This is a genomic window from Synechococcus sp. A10-1-5-9 (assembly GCF_047716785.1).
Classification (GTDB): Bacteria; Cyanobacteriota; Cyanobacteriia; order PCC-6307; family Cyanobiaceae; genus Synechococcus_C.
This window is the reverse complement of the sequence record NZ_CP180406.1, coordinates 1996857-2016192: the sequence shown is the minus strand read 5'-3', so window position 1 is coordinate 2016192 and position 19336 is coordinate 1996857. Positions and strand designations below refer to the sequence as shown.

Here is a 19336-nt window from a genome sequence, read left to right as displayed (position 1 = left end):
ATGCCCCCACAACCCGGTGCGGCCGATCGCCTACGAGCTCTGCTCCGCCAAAACACCTGCCACGTCATGCCCTGCTGCTTTGATGCCCTGTCAGCACGTCTGGTGGAGCAAGCCGGCTGTCCGCTCACCTTTGTGAGCGGGTTCTCCGTGGCTGCCGCCCGCGCCGGACTGCCCGACACCGGTCTTCTGACGGTGACGGAGATGCTCGATCAAGGACGCTCGATCTGCGATGCCGTGTCGATCCCGGTGATTGGTGACGGCGACACAGGCCATGGCAATGCCGCCAACGTGCAACGCACCATGCACCAGTTCGCCAAAGCTGGGTTCGGCGGAATTATGCTGGAAGACCAGGTGGCCCCGAAGCGTTGCGGGCACACTGGCGTGAAGGAAGTGGTCGATCGCGACACTGCGATCGCGAGGATCCATGCAGCGGTGGAGGCCCGCAACCAGGGAGCCGATCTGGTGATCGTGGCGCGGACGGATGCCCGCTCCGCCATGGATGAAAGCCAAGGCGAGACAGGGGCCCTCGAGGAAGCACTCTGGCGTCTGAAAGCCTTCGCTCAACTCGGCGCCGATGTGCTGTTTCTTGAGGCACCCCGCAGTGAGGAAGAAATGCTCAGGTTTTGCCAGGAGGTGCCCGGTCTGCACATGGCCAACATGCTCGAAGGAGGCATCACGCCGCTTCTGAAACCCGATCGGCTGGGTGCCATGGGCTTTGATCTGGTGGCCTACCCCCTCACCCTGCTGTCAACGGCAGCCTTCGCGATGCGAAAAGCACTGGCTGACCTCAAAGCTGGCAACACTCCTGAGACGATGCTCAGCTTTCAGGAACTGAAAGCACTGGTTGGATTTGAAGCCGACAACGCCATGGGGGGATGAAATCAACAGCAAACGGTATGCATAGGAATCAGCTATTGCAGAGACTGTTCACCGGCGTGGGACTGGTGCTGGGGCTCGCAGCCACTGTTTCAACAGGAGCCCTCAAAGCAGAGGGGTTAACGACTGATTCATCTGAGCATCTTCTGGTTGGGACAGTTGACAACTATCTGCCCTGCTCTGACGAAGCGAACAACAACTACGAAGGTTTATCCATTGATGCCTGGCGTCGCGTCGCCGAGAACATCAACAGGCCATACACCATTGTCTCGCTGCCCACCTTCAGCCAAGCGGTCGATGCCGCAGCCTTTGGCTCAGTTGACCTGATCGCCTCCTGCCACAAAATCACACCCGAGCGACTCGAGCTCGTTGAATTCTCTGTCCCCTACACCCGCGACAGCCTCGGCATGCTAAGCCGAAAAAATAATTCCCTGAAAATCGGGATTGGAACACAGCTCCTTGAAGACACAATCATCAAAACGTCGCTGATTACCCTGCTTGTCATCAGTGGAATGTCGGCACTAGGCGTTGCTTCTCTGGAGAAAAATTTTGATGGGATGAGTGGATTCAGCGGCAAACCGTCGACCCGCTTCACCAAGGCCTGGATCATGCTTCTGCTCGGCAGCGGAGTCGACAAACTCCTGCACCAAAATCAACGTGCTCATGCACTCATCATGCTCGCGAGCGGGATCCGAATTCTGTTTCTTTCCATTCTCGTTGGCACGACCGCTGCGTTGATTTTTGAAGACCGCAAACCAATGAACGCCAACAATATCAACAAATCGTATTTGAATAAAATTTTATCGGAAGGTGTCGCCGTCAACGCAGGCAAAAAATGCATGATTGGTTGTTAAATCAGGTCGAAATCTACAATCTCGATCAAGCAAGCCACAGCGGCATTGTCGCCACCGAACGCAAAGGAGCATTGCCCGAAGCGCTCGACTCCGGACTTGCAAATCACACCGTTTCTGATGTTTCTGTTCTAACACAGGTCCTTCAAAACGTGGACGAACCCGACAACTATTGGATCTCCCTCGAGATGCCAAACAAAACCCCACAAGCCTTCATCTTTGGAGCCAATCTCGATCCGACAACAAAACAATCTATCAACATTGCATTATCAAGACTGAACTATGAAGGCGACACAGCCAGGCTGGAAGCAAGCTGGCAAAAAAGTCCACCAATCCATCAACTCGGTAGCCGCAATATCTCGAGCCTGAATCGCAGATCTCAAACAACCATGAGTCGAGAAGCCAGCGTGTTCCGGTCATCCCCGTTGATCAGCGCCAGCAGTAGCAGCACCCGCGCTTTCTGGGGACTGAGATCACCCGCTGGCAGCAGACCAAGCCGCGCGTGATCCTCACAGCGGTGCACAGGCCCCATCCCGCAACGGTTCGCACGAAGCATGAGAGGCCGAGGACCCTGCCATTGCGCAAGCGCGTTCCGTTCGACTGCTGACAATTGCCCAGCGCCGGTCCCGGTAAACACCAGCCCCTCCACCCCAGCCGACAGCAACGCTGGAATCAACGCTTCAGACGGTTGCACGCATCCGTGCAGGATCACCACCTGAGGCCAGATCGTCGGAAGCGACAGACCAGCAAAAGGAACCGACGCGCTCCGTTCCACTCCAGACAGATGAACACCGAAATCATCGACCCAACCCAGGGGGCCTCGTGTTGCACTGTGAAAAGCACCAACTCCCTGCGTGGCGCGTTTCGCAACATCACGGGCACTGTGGATCTGGCCATCCATCACCACCATCACGCCGCGACCGCGAGCATCAGCACTGCAGGCCACCTGCACGGCCTGGTAGAGGTTGAGGGGCCCATCGGCACTGAGAGCGGACGCAGGCCGCATCGCTCCGACCAAAACCACCGGCCGGGGATCATCAATAAGAAGCTGCAGCAACCAGGCGGTTTCTTCAAGCGTGTTGGTGCCATGAGTGATCACCACGCCAGCCAAACCTGGATCCTCAGCCAGGATCTGCTTAAGACGACTCACCAGATCGCGCCAGTGGTTGAAGCCAAGGTCAGCGCTGTCGACATTGGTGATCTGCTCCACCTGGATCTCGGCGAGCCGATTCAACTGAGGCAGAGTTGTCAACAACGCCTCAGCACCGATCACCCCCGCGGCGTAACGATTCAGCTGGGTGGACTCAGGAGCCGTACCGGCGATAGTGCCACCGGTGCCGAGCAGCAGAAGGCGTGGGATGCTGGGCCCAGTCACATCCGTTCCAGGCTGGGAATCCCCAGCAAGCCGAGGCCTGCTTTGAGCGTGTCGGCAGTGAGCCTGCAAAGCGCCAGCCTTGAGGGGAGAGCCTCTGACTCGGCCTTGAGCACCGGCACCTGGTCATAAAAGCGGTTGAACACCTGACTGAGCTCGAACAGGTAGGTGCACAAGCGGTTGGGCAGCAACTCCTCCTCCACCTCAGCAATCACGGCATCGAACTTGAGAAGCTCCCGCACCAGGGCCCACTCCTGGGGCTCGTTGAACTGCAGTTGTTCACTGGTGGCCGCAAGGTCGCCCCCCTTGCGGGCGATGCCAGCGATGCGCACCACGGCATAGAGCAGATAGGGCGCTGTGTTGCCCTGCAACGCCAGCATCCGGTCAAAAGAGAACTGGTAATTGGTGATCCGGTTCTGACTGAGGTCGGCGTATTTCACCGCCGCCAAACCCACGGTGCCGGCCACATGCTGGATGAACGCCTCCGACTCGCTGCGCTCCTCCTCTTTCAGGCGTGAGCGCAGATCTGTTTCGGCACGCTCGACGGCTTCATCGAGCAGATCCCGCAGACGCACGGTGTCGCCCGCGCGGGTCTTGAGCTTCTTGCCATCCTCCCCCTGCACCAGGCCAAAGGGCACGTGCTCAAGGCGCGCACCGTCCGGGATCCAGCCGGCCCGTTCCGCCACCTGGAACACCCCGGCGAAATGGTTCGCCTGGCCGGCATCGGTGACATACACCACCCGGCGGGCACCATCCCCCTCAGGAGCCGCTCCAAAGCGGTAGCGGATGGCCGCCAGATCCGTGGTCGCGTAGTTGAAGCCCCCGTCGCTCTTCTGAACGATCACTGGCAGGGGCTTGCCGTCCTTGCCCTGCACACCCTCAAGAAACACGCACTGGGCACCGTCATCGGTGACCAGCAGTTCGGCGGCTTTCAAGCCGTCAATCACCGCAGGCAGGAAGGGGTTGTAGAACGACTCGCCGCGTTCGCTCAAGCGGATGTCGAGCCGGTCGTAGATCTTCTGAAACTCGCGCCGCGATTGATCGCAGAGCAGGCCCCAGGCCTTGAGGGATACCGGATCACCACCCTGCAGCTTCACCACCTCATCGCGGGAGGTGGACTGGAAGGCTTCATCGTCATCGAAGCGCTTCTTGGCCTCGCGGTAGAAGGCCACAAGGTCTCCCAGATCCACCGCATCGGCGGTGTCCAGGGCGTCCGGCGCCACCTGCTTGAGATGTGTAATCAACATCCCGAACTGGGTGCCCCAGTCGCCCACGTGATTAAGGCGCAGCACCGGATGGCCGCGAAACTCCAGCACTCGCGCAATCGAGTCGCCAATGATCGTGGAGCGCAGATGCCCCACATGCATCTCCTTGGCGATGTTGGGGCTGGAAAAGTCCACCACCACCGGCGCCGTGTTGCTGACCGATGGCACGCCGAGACGCTCGTCCCCCAGCCGTGCCGACACCTCCGCCGCCAGCCGCTCCGGACGGATCGTGAGGTTGATAAAGCCCGGCCCGGCGATCTGGGGCTCCAGGCAGAGGTCCGTGAAGGCAGGATCGGCCTGCAGCTGCTCCACGATCGCCGTGGCGATTTGCCGGGGGGCCTGCTTCAAGGGCTTGGCCAGGGGCAGCGCACCGTTGGCCTGAAAGTCGCCGAACTCCGGCTTGCTGGCGGCGGCCAGCTGGGGGTCCAGCCCCGCATCCGTTTCAGGAAAGGCCCGCTGCATCGCACCGCGCAACTGGGTTTCAAGGGCCTGGGCGATGCGCAGCATGGAAGAAGCAGAAGGCTTTGCAAGCCCGATCATCCCCCGGCACTGTCAACCGCTGAATGGCAACTGAGGCACGCGCCTGTCTCCACCGCTAAAGCGAGGCCAACGCTCATGGTTCGGCAATGGCATCACCAGCGATTCCTTACTGGCGCGTCTGGGTGGATGCCGACGGCATCAGCAGGCAGGCACAGCACGCCCTGGAGGGCCATCAATTCAGCCACTTTGCGGAGGGTGCCGCTCCCCTTTGGTCAGCGCTCCATGGCAAGGAGATGACCACCCTCATCACCCTGGTGCTGCCGGTGGGAGGCGTCTACGACTGGCACGAAAATCCCAAACCCCAATGGATTGTTCCCCTCCAGGGCTCCTGGGCCGTTGAAACCATGGACGGACAGACCGTGACGATGGGTCCCGGTGCGCTGTCCTTTGGAGGGGACCAGGGCACGCGCGCGGGCCGTGGTCACCGCTCATGGACGGTTGGTTCGGAAGACGCCGTGCTGCTGCTGGTTCAGGTGGACACCAGCCCGCCCTGGGCGCCCCTCGGCAACGGGACTTAAGGCTCTCAAGCGGAAAAGCGCATGCTCAGATCCAACCAGCGGCTGCGGGTGACCGGTGCGCTGGTGGAGATCAGATCAATGCCGGTGGCGGCATAGGCCTGCAACTGCTCGGGCTGAATGCCGGAGGCCTCCAGCACCACCCCGCGATCGCTGCAGTCCCGCAGGCGCGGCACCAGCTGCGTGAGCTGCTCGGGAGTGAACTCATCCAACAGCACCCCATTGGCGCCCGCCTGCACCGCTTCCAGCGCCTGGGCCTCCGTCTCCGCCTCGACAATCACAGCCGTGGGCCATGGAGCCTGCTCGCGCACGGCCGCGATGGCCGCCGTGATACCCCCCGCCCAGGCGATGTGGTTTTCCTTAAGCATGGCCGCGTCATCCAGCCCCATGCGGTGATTCACCCCGCCGCCGCAGCGCACCGCGTATTTCTCCAGCACGCGCAACCCCGGCGTCGTCTTGCGGGTGTCAGCGAGACGCACACCCGTGCCCTGGAGCTGAGCCACCAGGGCCGCTGTGGCAGTGGCGATCCCGGACAAGCGCATCGCCAGGTTGAGCGCTGTGCGCTCAACGCCCACCAGAGCTGCAGCCTCACCCTCCAACGTCAGCAGGCGTTGCCCCGCCTCAACCCGCTGTCCTTCCTTCACCAGCAGCCTCACCTCAGCCCCAGGGTCCAGCGATTGCAGCAATGGCCTGAGCAACACACCACCGCAGAACTGTCCGTCCGCCTTGGCGATCCAGTGCGCTGCCCCACGACACCCCTGAAGTGCGGCAGCGGTGAGATCGCCACGGCCGAGATCCTCCAGCAGCCAGGCCTCGAGCTGCCTGTGGAGCTGGGGGGTGATCGGCAGAGCAGTCACCATCAGAGCCAGCTGGTGCCCGAGGCTTCCAAAGCAGCCACCGACGGCCAGGCCCCCCAGCCAAACAGGAGTTGATTGAGGCGATCGAGGAGGGCAGGTGTTTCCTTGAGAGCCTGACGAGCAGCCCATTCCGCCTCCTGCACCTGCGCATCCGAAAGGTCGAGGGCCTCCAGGAGGCGCCGATAGGCCACCCGCTCTGCGGCGTTGATAGCACCGTCATCCTCTGGCCCCTGGCTGCTGCAGGCCATTTGAAACGCCATCGACACCATCGCCATCCGGTCGTCGCTGGTCTTCAGCTGAGCAACCCAGGCATCCAGTTCGGCTTCCGGGTCAGCCTGGAGCGACGCCAGGGCATCCTCCGGATCCTCCAGCGGCAGCAGACGCTCTGACAACTTGCTGAGAAGTGCCCGCTCTTCCGTGGCCACATCTCCATCCACACTGGCGATCCAGCAGAGCACCTTCAACTGGGCCCACTGCGAGGGCTTGAGAGCAGCCAGTGGATCAGTCACAGACCAACAGCACAACAGAGCCTCATTCTGGAAGCATTTGGGCCGAGTCATCCCGATTGAAATGTCGGGGAGCAAGCTGAGGATGCTCCGGCACAGGTTTGGTCATGGTTGGGTTCCCGGCACGCGTTCTCAAGGCCTGGCGCCCTGGAGATCTCGATGGGTTTCTCGCCCTGGCTCTCGACAACCTGATCAACATCCTGCTGATCCTCGGGCTGTGTCGAACCGTTCTCGGTTATCCCGACCGTCTTCTCTTTGGTGTGATCCTGCCTGCCACAGGCATCAGCCTGCTGGTGGGCAACCTTGCCTATGCCAATCAGGCCATGCAGCTGGCCCGGCGAGAGCAACGAACCGATTGCACGGCCCTGCCCTACGGCATCAACACCATCAGCTTGTTTGCGTACATTTTTCTGGTGATGCTGCCCGTCAAGCTCGCGGCTCTCGGGGGTGGCCTGAGTGAAGCCGAGGCGATCACTCGCTCCTGGCAGGCCGGGGTGATGGCCTGCCTGGGGTCCGGCGTGATCGAAGTCGCCGGAGCCTTCACGGTGACCCGGCTGCAGCGTTGGCTTCCACGAGCCGCTCTGCTCTCCACTCTGGCGGGCATTGCGCTGGGCTTTCTTGCCCTGGCCTTCTTTCTGCGCACGTATTCCTTTCCGTTGATCGGGCTGAGCAGCCTGGCGGTGATTCTCGTGGGCTACTTCGGCAGGGTTCGCTGGCCGTTACCCACGGGGCTGAGTGCCGTGCTGATCGGAGCACTCCTGGCGTGGGCGAGCGGAATGATCCAGCCGGATTCAGCAGCGATCAACAACGCGCTGGCTGCGGTGGGCCTACACATCCCCACCCTGCAGATCGACGCGCTCTGGCAGGGCCGTGGCGATCTGATCCCCTGGATCGGGGTCATCCTGCCGATGGGCCTGTTCAACGTGATCGGCTCACTTCAGAACCTGGAGAGTGCCGCCGCAGCAGGGGATCGCTATCCAGCCCGGCCCGCGTTGTTGATCGACGGGATCGGCACCCTCACGGCCGCGGTTCTGGGGTCCTGTTTCCCCACCACGATCTACATCGGCCATCCGGCGTGGAAAGCCCTTGGCGCCCGATCGGGGTATTCGTTGCTGAATGGCCTGGTGATGGCGGCAGGCTGCCTGCTGGGTCTGTTTGGTCTCGTCGCGGAAGTGATTCCAATCGAGGCCGGTATGGCGATCGTTTTCTATGTCGGCATTGCCGTCAGCGCTCAGGCCTTCCAGGCCACACCCCTGCGACACGCGCCTGCCGTGGTGCTCGGACTGCTCCCTGGGCTGGCCGGCTGGGGGGCACAACTGTTGAAAGCCGGCTTGCGCGCCGGTGGTGCCGGCACCGTTGACCATCCCTTCGGCCCAGAGCTGGTGCAGACCCTGGCCAAGGCTGATGTCTGGGCCGCCGGCGCCTTCGCCCTGGAACAGGGGCAGATCATCACGGCGATGCTGCTGGCCGCGATGCTGGTGGACGTGATCGAACAGCGCTTTCTGGCCGCAGCAGCCACAAGCGCTCTTGCATCCCTCCTCGCCTGGTTCGGTGTGATCCATGCCTGGACCTTCAGCGTGTCGGACACCACGCTCGACCTCGGCTGGGGGACAGGACAACCCTGGGCCATCGGCTACGCAGCGGTCAGCCTCGTGATGCTGATCGCCCATGGGCTACCGCAACAGAACGACGGTGGTCAGAGCCCCTGAGCCGCCTTACTTGCCGATGCAGAAGCGGGAGAAGATCCGATCGAGCACCGATTCAGTGAGCTCCTCCCCAGTGATCTCGCCGAGGCTGCGGATCGCCTGACGCAGATCAATCGTCCAGAAATCCCAGGGCAACCCGTCGGCCGCCACCTGCGCACTGCGAGCCAGAGCATCGGCAGCCTGCTGAGCCAGATCCGCCTGGCGCTGGTTGAGGGAAAGCAGCAACGATCCGTCGCTGAGTGCACCGCAGCGCTGCAGCAACGTCTGCACCAGCTCGGCCTCTCCAGCACCGCTGGAGGCACTGACGCGGACGAAGGATTGGGGTGGCGCCGCACCCATCGCAGGTCGATCAGTCTTGTTGCCCACCAGCAGACGCGGAACTGCTTCAGGAATGCGCTGGCAGAGCTCCTGATCGGCGGCAGTCCACCCCTCCGTGAGATCGAACAGCAACAGCACCAGATCAGCACTGACCAGAGCGTCGTGACTGCGCGCGATGCCGAGCTGCTCCACCGCATCGGTCGTCGCCCGAATGCCAGCGGTATCGAGCAGGGTGATCGGCACCCCCTCCAGCACGATCTCGCTCTCAAGAAGATCGCGCGTGGTTCCCGGCAGATCGGTCACAATTGCCCGCTCGCGCCGGCTGAGGCGATTGAGCAAGGAGCTTTTGCCCACATTGGGCCGACCCACCAGGGCGACCCGCAGCCCCTGGCGCAAGGCGGCACCGGCCTCCCCGTCGTGCACCAGCTCCTGCAGCTCGCGACGCACCTCCTGCAACTCCTCCAGCAGCGCTGATCCATCGAGCGGCGGCAGATCCTCTTCAAAATCCACCCGGGCCTCCAGCTCACTGAGCTGATCGAGCAGGCGTTCACGCAGGGCGGTGATCCGTTTCTGAATCCCCCCATCCACACCGGCCATGGCCAGCTGTGCGGCGCGCTGACTGCGTGAGGCCACCAGATCGCTGATGGCCTCCGCGCGGGTGAGGTCCAGCCGACCGTTGAGAACAGCCCGTTGGCTGAACTCACCCGGCAACGCCCGTCGCACCCCAGGCTGATCCAGCACCCGCGCCAACACCCGCTGCACGGCAATCACCCCGCCATGGCAGTGGATCTCCACGACGTCTTCTCCTGTGAAACTGCGGGGGGCCAGCATCAACACCACCAGCACTTCGTCAAGGCGTTCAGCTTGATCAGCCGCCAACACGTGGCCGTAGAGCACGCGGTGGCTTTCCCAGAGCTGATCACCGGGAATCCGTGTGACATCTCGCACAGCAGCCTGTGCCTGGGGACCGGAGAGACGGATCACGGCGATTCCCCCTTGTGCGGGAGCAACCGCAGTGGCCACCGCGGCAATCGTCTGCGGTTCTCGGTTGACCTCCTGCATCGAGCAGCGCACCCCCCTGGTCTCCTTCCTACGATCGCGGCCGCCACTGCCGTGAAAAGACCGATCTCAACACCCATGGGCCGGATGCTGTTCAAAGCACGCGAGCGCGTGCAACGCGCGCTGCAGTGGATGTGGCAGCAAGAAGGCACGCCTGGCCAACGCGCTCGGGGGCTAGCAGCGGGGATCTTCTGCGGCTGCTTTCCGATCTTCGGCTTTCAGACCCTTCTGGGAATTGCTCTGGCCAGCGTGGTACGCGGGAATCACATCCTGGCCGCAGCCGGCACCTGGATCAGCAATCCCTTCACCTATGTCCCTCTGTTCTGGTTCAACTTCCGTGTGGGAGCCCTGGTGCTGGGTCCAGGGCAGCCGTGGCCAGGGCTCAACAGCCTTCAGAACAACGGCTTCAGCGAGCTGGGATGGACGGTGCTGAGCCGACTACTGCTCGGCTCAGCAGTCACAGGTACCGTTTGCGCTGCTGTGGGCTGGTGGCTGAGCCTGCGCTGGCTGAAGCGCAGGCCCTCAGGATGTTGAGCATTCTTCTGCCCGCAGCCGTTATCTCCTCTGCACTGGCCCCCCAAACACTGCATCGACTCCCGGCTGATCTGAATCCTCTGATTCAGGCTTTGCAGAGCAAAGGGTTCAGCGTGCGCATCGCCCTGCCACCGGTGAAAGGCAGCTACGGGCTGTTCCAGGCCAAAAGCAAAACACTCTGGATTTCTCCTCTCACCATCCCTCTGGGCATCGTGCGTCAGACCGTTCTGCATGAAGCGGTTCACGCCGTTCAGAGTTGCCCAAGCGGCACGCTGACACCACTTGGCTGGTCAGCTCAATTGAATCCTGTCGTTGAGCGGGAAATCAGCGCAATCCTTCTGCGCAACTATCACCACAGCAGCCGCGTTCTCGAACGGGAAGCCTTCATGCTGCAAGGCCAGCGGGATGCCGTTCCAAAACTGGTGAATGCACTTCAGCAACGCTGTCGCTGAACAGCGAATCAAACACCTGAGGCAAGTCAGAGCAATCAATAACCCCATAGCAAGACCAATACTTGCCGCACCAATCAACACGCAAGCGAATCACTCGTCGAGGTCAACTCGATCGATGACTCAATTGATCTTCCTCGAGGTCAGATGGAACTCCGTGGAGCTGAAGATTCATTCACTTTGCCTGAGGCTGAAGGTTGAAGGCAGACAGAATCTGAATTGCGTGATCCCACCAACCTGAGCTAATTAAGCAATCAAACCCCGTTGACGCTCTCTGCATCAGATTTCAAGAATGCACGGTGAACTTTTAAACCAGACAATGGAATAAAGACGTTCAGGGATTGCTTGATCCAAGGCGAGATCTCTGCACGAACTCCGACTTGAGACAGCACGATGCTGATCGAGCGCTGAGTGTCTTTTGCAGTGAGGACTCCAACCCGGAGAGGATCGATCGGAACAACACCGCAGTGATCATGATCAAGCGGCACAGAATTCGCCGCTTTGCCCCCCACTGCTCTGGCCATCCTTAGCCACTCGAACCGGCGGTAATGCCAATCAGTTGGGAAAAAGAATCTGCCACTGAGTGCGGATCGACCAGTCACCTAGCAACTCCTCACCCAACACCTGAGGCTTCACCACGTTGTAGTAGGCCTCAACCGACGCCTGCATGCGCTGACCCGCCAACCTGAAGGAACGACCCACACCACCGCCGATCGGCACAATCCAGCCCTTGCCGTCCGGTTGAGTCCAGTCAGCTGAGATGATCGGCGACGAAATCATGTACCAGTCGGGATTCAACTGATAACGCAACAGACCGCGCACCACCATGCGGTTGACATTGTCGCGATCGGACTCTCCACCCACCGACCACACATTGCGCATGCGCGCCCCCACGACCCAGGGGCCACGATGAAAAAAAGCCAGCAGTGCAGGGCCGACGGACAACTTGCCGCTGTCAATCGCGCCATCACCGACCGGCACCACCAGCGAGGAGCCCAGCCCGACGGTGAAGTCAGGGCCTAGATCCGGCACCAGAAAGGCCGTGGGGCTGATGTCGGACAGGCCCGCCTGACTGCGCTGATCCCAGCCCAGCAGCGCGGGGCCACCCGCTGGCGACAGACCGATGATGGGGTCTGCAGTGGGCAAGGAGATGAAGCGAAAGATCGTGCGCGTCAGCACGGTCCAGTCGTCGTTGAGGCGGAAGGGAACAACGGGCTGAAATTTAAAAATCTGGATCGAGCGATCGGGCAGCGCGGATGGGTCCACACTCTTGGGAGCCCATTGCGTGTTCGGGACCACATCCCATTCACCCCACACGCGCGTGAAGGACGTGATTGGATTGCGTTGGGCAGCAGCCGACTCAGTGATCAACAGGCTGACCACAAGAGCAGCGAGCAGAGAACGAACACCCACCGGGACACGAACAGGACGCAAAAGGCGGCTCACCGAACGATCAGGTTGACAACACCCTGTTCACCCAAGGACAGGCCATCAACAGATAACAACAATCGCGTACGCATCGGCTCACCATCGCGAACGATCGGGCGCAAGGAACGCCAAAGTTTTGTTGATTACAGTTCGCCAGTGACCCAAATTGACAGCACGTTTTTTAGCTGTCAGGGCCTTCAGGAACTGTTCGGGCCGCTCTCTCCCGATCTCGTCGCCCTGCAAATGAGCTGCGGACCATTGCGAGGCCGACTGCGCAGCTTTCACCTCGGCGCTGTATGCCTCAATCTGCTTGAAACCAACCAGAGCCTCTTTCTCAGCGGAACCCGCCGACCCAAACCCTGCACCGTGGCCATTCCTCTTGAAGAAGCAAAGACATCGTCGGCATATCGCGCGCAGGGGATTCCTGTGACTTGCCCATGCCTGATGGGATACAACCGACATCTCACTGACTTTGATCTGAAAGTGCCCGCCAGTGCCCGACTGGCCACAATCGTGATCGGTAAAGAAACCCTGCTTGAGCAGCTGGACCGACGAGGCGGAAGCCAGCGCACCCTGGATCGCTGGGAGAACACCAATCAACTGGAGCTGAGACCCGAGCTGCAACGAGCCTTGCGAGATCAGATCAACCAACTGATTCAACACAAAGCGCAGGGATGGAATCCTGAAGACCCCGATCAGCTGATCGACAGCGTGATTCGCTGCTTTGAACAGCCCCAGGCACGCACATCGCTGGTCGCCAAACGGGAGGAACGGCATGAAGCCGCCATCGACCTGCTCCACTGGTGCGCCAGACACCCGATGAAAACCGTCACCTCCGACGAGCTCAGCGCCGAGCTGTTCCAATCGCGTACGTCGTTGTTCCGCGGATGCCGAGAACATTTCGGCCGCACACCCTTAGAGCTGCAACGCACGATCCGCATGGATCTCGTCAGGCAACTGCTACTGGACCCAGCTCGCCGCGCCAGCCAAGGCCTCACTGGTGTTGGCGACGTGGCTGCATTCATGGGCTTCACCAGCCGCAGTCACTTCGCACGTCGCTATCAAAATCAATACGGAGAACTACCGCAGGACACACTCGACCACGATCCCAAACGAACACTCTGAGAAGACTCGGGAGACGCGTACGAATGGGCTCTGACCCCATCAAAAATCGCCGCTTTGTTCCTGAGAATTCGATGAGAAGCATCTGAGTGAATGGGTGGGTTCGACCTCCTGATGCCTGGCGGTGGTCTGATCATTACACCTTTACCTGCCCGAGGTGTCTCTCTCTCTGTCGAAATTGATGACGGCGGTGATGGGGTCCTCAACGCTGCAGAACAATCATCCGTCTCCATCTCTGGCTCTGTCAGCGACGGCGGCATCAGCAGCTCCAGCTCACTCACACTCAGCGGGCTCGTTGCTATCGGAATCTCCTCTGATGGCGGCGGCGACATCTTCAGCACATCAGCCACCGTTAACAACGACGGCAGCTTTTCTCTCTCCGATCTCGATCTCTCCTCCTTAAACGACGGCACCCTCACCATCTTCGCCGAGCTTATTTTATTAGACGGCGGTTTTTTTATCATAGAAAACTTATCTGATTCCACAGTCAAAGACACCACTGCTCCATCCATTTCCGTTGCACTCAATGACGGCGGGGACAACATCCTCAATGCAGCAGAACAATCCGCCGTCGCCATCAATGGCTCCACATCTGGCGTAGAAGACGGTCAAACCGTTTCCATCTCCATCTCCTCCGATGGCGGCGACATCTTCAGCACATCAGCCACCGTCAACGACGGCAACTTTTCTCTCTCCAATCTTGATCTCTCCTCCTTAAACGACGGCGCCCTCACCGTTAAAGCCGATGTCAGCGACGTAGCCGGTAATCCAGCAACGCAAGCCACAGATTCCACCACCAAAGACACCTCTGCTCCCACCATTTCCGTTGCACTCAATGACGGCGGGGACAACATCCTCAATGCAGCAGAACAATCCGCCGTCGCCATCAATGGCTCCACATCTGGCGTAGAAGACGGTCAAACCGTTTCCATCACCATCTCCTCCGATGGCGGCGACATCTTCAGCACATCAGCCACCGTCAACAACGACGGCAGCTTTTCTCTCTCCGATCTCGATCTCTCCTCCTTAAACGACGGCACCCTCACCGTTAAAGCCGATGTCAGCGACGTAGCCGGTAATCCAGCCACACAAGCCACTACTTCCACAGCCAAAGACACCACTGCTCCCACCATTTCCGTTGCACTCATTGACGGCGGGGACAGCATCCTCAATGCAGCAGAACAGTCCGACGTCACCATCAATGGCTCCACATCTGGCGTAGAAGACGGTCAAACCGTTTCCATCTCCATCTCCTCCGATGGCGGTGGCACTCCTGTCAGCACATCAGCCGCCGTCAACAACGACGGCAGCTTCTCTCTCTCCAATCTTGATCTCTCCTCCTTAAACGACGGCGCCCTCACCGTTAAAGCCGATGTCAGCGATGTAGCCGGCAATCCAGCAACGCAAGCCACAGATTCCACCACCAAAGACACCTCTGCTCCCACCATTTCCGTTGCACTCATTGACGGCGGGGACAGCATCCTCAATGCAGCAGAACAATCCACCGTCACCATCAATGGCTCCACATCTGGCGTAGAAAACGGTCAAACCGTTGCCATCTCCATCTCCTCCGATGGCGGTGGCGACATCTTCAGCACATCAGCCACCGTCAACAACGACGGCAGCTTTTCTCTCTCCGATCTCGATCTCTCCTCCTTAAACGACGGCGCCCTCACCGTTAAAGCCGATGTCAGCGACGTAGCCGGCAATCCAGCCACACAAGCCACTACTTCCACAGCCAAAGACACCACTGCTCCCACCATTTCCGTTGCACTCATTGACGGCGGGGACAGCATCCTCAATGCAGCAGAACAATCCACCGTCACCATCAATGGCTCCACATCTGGCGTAGAAAACGGTCAAACCGTTGCCATCTCCATCTCCTCCGATGGCGGCGGCGACATCTTCAGCACATCAGCCACCGTCAACAACGACGGCAGCTTTTCTCTCTCCGATCTCGATCTCTCCTCCTTAAACGACGGCACCCTCACCGTTAAAGCCGATGTCAGCGACGTAGCCGGTAATCCAGCAACGCAAGCCACAGATTCCACCACCAAAGACACCTCTGCTCCCACCATTTCCGTTGCACTCAATGACGGCGGGGACAACATCCTCAATGCAGCAGAACAATCCGCCGTCGCCATCAATGGCTCCACATCTGGCGTAGAAGACGGTCAAACCGTTTCCATCACCATCTCCTCCGATGGCGGCGACATCTTCAGCACATCAGCCACCGTCAACAACGACGGCAGCTTTTCTCTCTCCGATCTCGATCTCTCCTCCTTAAACGACGGCACCCTCACCGTTAAAGCCGATGTCAGCGACGTAGCCGGTAATCCAGCCACACAAGCCACTACTTCCACAGCCAAAGACACCACTGCTCCCACCATTTCCGTTGCACTCATTGACGGCGGGGACAGCATCCTCAATGCAGCAGAACAGTCCGACGTCACCATCAATGGCTCCACATCTGGCGTAGAAGACGGTCAAACCGTTTCCATCTCCATCTCCTCCGATGGCGGTGGCACTCCTGTCAGCACATCAGCCGCCGTCAACAACGACGGCAGCTTCTCTCTCTCCAATCTTGATCTCTCCTCCTTAAACGACGGCGCCCTCACCGTTAAAGCCGATGTCAGCGATGTAGCCGGCAATCCAGCAACGCAAGCCACAGATTCCACCACCAAAGACACCTCTGCTCCCACCATTTCCGTTGCACTCATTGACGGCGGGGACAGCATCCTCAATGCAGCAGAACAATCCACCGTCACCATCAATGGCTCCACATCTGGCGTAGAAAACGGTCAAACCGTTGCCATCTCCATCTCCTCCGATGGCGGTGGCGACATCTTCAGCACATCAGCCACCGTCAACAACGACGGCAGCTTTTCTCTCTCCGATCTCGATCTCTCCTCCTTAAACGACGGCGCCCTCACCGTTAAAGCCGATGTCAGCGACGTAGCCGGCAATCCAGCCACACAAGCCACTACTTCCACAGCCAAAGACACCACTGCTCCCACCATTTCCGTTGCACTCATTGACGGCGGGGACAGCATCCTCAATGCAGCAGAACAATCCACCGTCACCATCAATGGCTCCACATCTGGCGTAGAAAACGGTCAAACCGTTGCCATCTCCATCTCCTCCGATGGCGGCGGCGACATCTTCAGCACATCAGCCACCGTCAACAACGACGGCAGCTTTTCTCTCTCCGATCTTGATCTCTCCTCCTTAAACGACGGCACCCTCACCGTTAAAGCCGATGTCAGCGACGTAGCCGGTAATCCAGCCACACAAGCCACTACTTCCACAGCCAAAGACACCACTGCTCCCACCATTTCCGTTGCACTCATTGACGGCGGGGACAGCATCCTCAATGCAGCAGAACAATCCACCGTCACCATCAATGGCTCCACATCTGGCGTAGAAAACGGTCAAACCGTTGCCATCTCCATCTCCTCCGATGGCGGCGGCGACATCTTCAGCACATCAGCCACCGTCAACAACGACGGCAGCTTTTCTCTCTCCGATCTCGATCTCTCCTCCTTAAACGACGGCACCCTCACCGTTAAAGCCGATGTCAGCGACGTAGCCGGCAATCCAGCAACGCAAGCCACTACTTCCACCACCAAAGACGCCACTGCTCCCTCCGTCACTCGCGTCGACTCCACCACCCCTGATGGCCTCTGCCGCATCGGCGATGTCATCGACATCACCGTTGCCTTTGATGAGATCGTCTTCGTCACAGGCACTCCCGCACTTCAACTCGAAACCGGAACCATCGATGGCAAAGCGATCTTCACCTCCGGTTCAGGCACCAACACCCTCACCTTCCAATACATCGTTCAAGACGGCGATTCCTCCGCTGATCTGGCTCAACTGTCCTCAACAGCACTCGAGCTCAGCGGCGGCACCATCAAAGATGCCGCAGGTAACAACGCCATCCTCAATCTCCCTAACCCAGGCGCAGCAGGCTCTCTCAGCAGCAATGCCGATCTGGTGATCGACGGCATCAAGCCCACCGTCAGCACGGACACCCGCACATACGTTTTAGAAGCCAGCAATCCTTTCGGAATTTCCGATGTCGGCCTCTCCGCCAAACCCACCTTTGCCGACATTGATGGCGACGATGATCTTGATCTCTTCATCGCCAATCGAGCTGGCAACACCCTCTTCTTCCGCAACACCGCCGCTTCAGGCTCCACCGCTCCCGCCTACGCACCAGCTGTCACCAATCCTTTCGGGATTACCGATGTAGGTCGCGCCGCCAGCCCAACTCTCACCGACATTGATGACGACGGTGACCTTGATCTCTTCATCGGCAATCGAGCCGGCAACACCCTCTTCTTCCGCAACAACGCCGCTCCAGGCAGCACCACTCCCGCCTATGCAGCAGCTGAACCCAATCCCTTTGGAATCACCGACGTGGGCCGTTTCGCCAAGCCCTCCTTTACAGATACCGATAACGACGGCGATCTCGATCTCTTCATCGGCAACCTACGCGGCAACACGCTCTTCTTCCGCAACACCGCTGCTGCAGGCTCCACCGCTCCCGCCTACGCACCAGCCGCCACCAATCCCTTTGGAATCAACGATGTGGGCCTCTCCGCCGCCCCCGCCTTCACCGATATTGATGGCGACGGCGATCTTGATCTCTTCATCGGCAACAGAGACGGCAACACCCTTGTCTTCCGCAACAACGCCCCTCCAGGCTCTACCGCTCCCGCCTACAGCCAAGAACGCGGTGCCAATGGTGCACCCAATCCCTTTGGAATCACTGATGTGGGCTTCAACGCAAGCCCGGCCTTTGCCGATCCTGATAACGACAGCGACCCTGATCTCTTCATTGGCAATGCCGCCGGTGACACCATCTTCTTCCGCAACACGGGGGCTGCTCCTGGCGTGAACACTTCCGCCATCAATGGCATCTACACCATCGGTGCTGTCATCAACCTCACCATCGGCTTCTCAAAACCCGTTGTCGTTGACACCACTGGCGGCACACCCACTCTCCAGCTCGAAACCGGCAACATCGATCGCAAAGCGGTCTTCATCTCCGGCTCAGGCACCAACACCCTCTCCTTCCAATACACCGTTCAAGACGGTGACACCTCCGCTGATCTCGATCAGCTCTCTTCCACAGCACTCGAACTCAACGGCGGATCCATCACCGATGCCAACGGCAATCCAGCAATCCTTTCACTCCCTCAGCCCGGAACTCAGGGTTCCCTCAGTGACAATGCCGATCTCATCATCGATACCAACGATCTCATCACCTCAACGATCAGGTCCTCCGAAAGCCTGACCCTTCCAGACGGTCTTGCAAACCTGATCCTCACTGGCACTGCCAATCTCAATGGCACTGGCAATGACCTGGACAACAGAATTGAAGGCAATTCAGGTAAAAATCGCCTCAACGGCAAAGGCGGCAACGACACACTCATCGGCAAAGAAGACAAAGACAAACTCACCGGCGGCAGCGATGCCGATACTTTTCTCTTTCAATCCATCAATGACTCCGGCATAACCAATGCAACAAGAGATCAGATCACTGATTTCACAGCAGACGACACCATCGACCTCTCACGTATTGATGCCGATCCAAACACGAACGGTGATCAAGCCTTTGTCTTCATTGGATCCGATCGCTTCTCAGACATTGGCCAGGCAAGGTTTAACAACGCTGTCCTCAGACTCAATATTGACGACGACCTCTTTGCTGACTTTCAAATCAACCTCAAAGGAGTCACTGACTTACCCGACAACTCTTTGATCCTCTGATTCAGACAAGATGCAGCAAAACAGGAACAACGGGATAATCGATTAATACGAAAACTTCTATGCCAGCGTTTTTGGTTTCGCTCTTGAGTGACTAAGGCCGCTTCTAGAAAAGCGTGCAATCACACGTTCAGCTTCCGTTATCACTGTCATTGAGCCTGCG

Annotated in this window: 15 protein-coding genes; 8 read left to right on the top strand and 7 right to left on the bottom strand. The window is 59.4% G+C overall.

The window, feature by feature from the left end; all coding sequences use genetic code 11:
- Window positions 1-879 carry an isocitrate lyase/PEP mutase family protein gene (locus tag ACLM45_RS10615; RefSeq protein ID WP_415409226.1) on the top strand — a complete coding sequence of 293 codons (879 nt, stop codon included), beginning with the start codon at window positions 1-3 and terminating at the stop codon, window positions 877-879.
- Complete coding sequence (locus ACLM45_RS10610) at window positions 876-1730, top strand: substrate-binding periplasmic protein (RefSeq protein WP_415409224.1); 855 nt, start codon at window positions 876-878, stop codon at window positions 1728-1730. The genes ACLM45_RS10615 and ACLM45_RS10610 overlap by 4 nt, the downstream gene beginning before the upstream one ends.
- A gap of 376 nt (window positions 1731-2106) precedes the next feature.
- Here the strand turns inward: ACLM45_RS10610 and ACLM45_RS10605 are convergent, their stop codons facing one another.
- Both ACLM45_RS10605 and argS read right to left on the bottom strand, forming a co-directional pair.
- Window positions 2107-3102, bottom strand: a complete 996-nt coding sequence (locus ACLM45_RS10605; RefSeq protein WP_415409222.1) for an asparaginase — start codon at window positions 3100-3102, stop codon at window positions 2107-2109.
- Window positions 3099-4871, bottom strand: a complete 1773-nt coding sequence (gene argS, locus ACLM45_RS10600; protein WP_415409221.1) for an arginine--tRNA ligase — start codon at window positions 4869-4871, stop codon at window positions 3099-3101. Before argS ends, ACLM45_RS10605 begins: the two co-directional genes overlap by 4 nt.
- 119 nt (window positions 4872-4990) lie before the next feature.
- On the opposite strand from argS, the gene ACLM45_RS10595 reads away from it, so the two are divergent.
- Window positions 4991-5422: a cupin domain-containing protein gene (locus tag ACLM45_RS10595; protein ID WP_415409220.1), complete on the top strand. Its 432-nt coding sequence runs from the start codon at window positions 4991-4993 to the stop codon at window positions 5420-5422.
- A gap of 5 nt (window positions 5423-5427) precedes the next feature.
- Here ACLM45_RS10595 and nadC read toward each other — a convergent pair whose 3' ends face one another.
- Together nadC and ACLM45_RS10585 are read right to left on the bottom strand one after the other, a co-directional pair.
- The gene (nadC, locus tag ACLM45_RS10590; RefSeq protein ID WP_415409218.1) at window positions 5428-6279 is read right to left on the bottom strand and encodes a carboxylating nicotinate-nucleotide diphosphorylase; all 852 of its coding nucleotides are present in this window, start codon (window positions 6277-6279) and stop codon (window positions 5428-5430) included.
- Window positions 6279-6785, bottom strand: a complete 507-nt coding sequence (locus tag ACLM45_RS10585) for a TerB family tellurite resistance protein (protein WP_415409217.1) — start codon at window positions 6783-6785, stop codon at window positions 6279-6281. Before ACLM45_RS10585 ends, nadC begins: the two co-directional genes overlap by 1 nt.
- A 104-nt stretch (window positions 6786-6889) precedes the next feature.
- Here ACLM45_RS10585 and ACLM45_RS10580 point away from each other — a divergent pair, with 104 nt between their 5' ends.
- Complete coding sequence (locus ACLM45_RS10580; protein WP_415409215.1) at window positions 6890-8491, top strand: NCS2 family permease; 1602 nt, start codon at window positions 6890-6892, stop codon at window positions 8489-8491.
- Window positions 8492-8497: 6 nt separating this feature from the next.
- Here ACLM45_RS10580 and mnmE read toward each other — a convergent pair whose 3' ends face one another.
- A complete protein-coding gene (gene mnmE / locus ACLM45_RS10575) occupies window positions 8498-9868 on the bottom strand; it encodes a tRNA uridine-5-carboxymethylaminomethyl(34) synthesis GTPase MnmE (RefSeq protein WP_415409214.1) in 1371 nt (456 codons plus the stop codon).
- Window positions 9869-9943: 75 nt separating this feature from the next.
- On the opposite strand from mnmE, the gene ACLM45_RS10570 reads away from it, so the two are divergent.
- A complete protein-coding gene (locus ACLM45_RS10570) occupies window positions 9944-10399 on the top strand; it encodes a DUF2062 domain-containing protein (RefSeq protein WP_415411418.1) in 456 nt (151 codons plus the stop codon).
- Window positions 10354-10851 (top strand): hypothetical protein, encoded by a 498-nt coding sequence (locus ACLM45_RS10565; RefSeq protein ID WP_415409212.1) that lies wholly within the window; start codon window positions 10354-10356, stop codon window positions 10849-10851. The genes ACLM45_RS10570 and ACLM45_RS10565 overlap by 46 nt, the downstream gene beginning before the upstream one ends.
- A 251-nt stretch (window positions 10852-11102) precedes the next feature.
- On the opposite strand, the gene ACLM45_RS10560 is transcribed toward ACLM45_RS10565, so the two are convergent.
- Together ACLM45_RS10560 and ACLM45_RS10555 are read right to left on the bottom strand one after the other, a co-directional pair.
- On the bottom strand, window positions 11103-11372 hold the full coding sequence (locus ACLM45_RS10560) for a hypothetical protein (RefSeq protein WP_415409211.1): 270 nt from the start codon (window positions 11370-11372) through the stop codon (window positions 11103-11105).
- 31 nt (window positions 11373-11403) lie between these two features.
- Window positions 11404-12294: a neuromedin U gene (locus ACLM45_RS10555; protein ID WP_415409210.1), complete on the bottom strand. Its 891-nt coding sequence runs from the start codon at window positions 12292-12294 to the stop codon at window positions 11404-11406.
- Window positions 12295-12432: 138 nt separating this feature from the next.
- Between ACLM45_RS10555 and ACLM45_RS10550 the strand changes: the two genes are divergently transcribed.
- Both ACLM45_RS10550 and ACLM45_RS10545 read left to right on the top strand, forming a co-directional pair.
- Entirely contained in the window at window positions 12433-13401 is a 969-nt protein-coding gene (locus ACLM45_RS10550) for a helix-turn-helix transcriptional regulator (RefSeq protein WP_415409209.1), read from the top strand.
- A gap of 90 nt (window positions 13402-13491) precedes the next feature.
- Window positions 13492-19176, top strand: a complete 5685-nt coding sequence (locus ACLM45_RS10545; RefSeq protein WP_415409207.1) for an FG-GAP-like repeat-containing protein — start codon at window positions 13492-13494, stop codon at window positions 19174-19176.
- The last annotated feature ends 160 nt before the right edge of the window (window positions 19177-19336 follow it).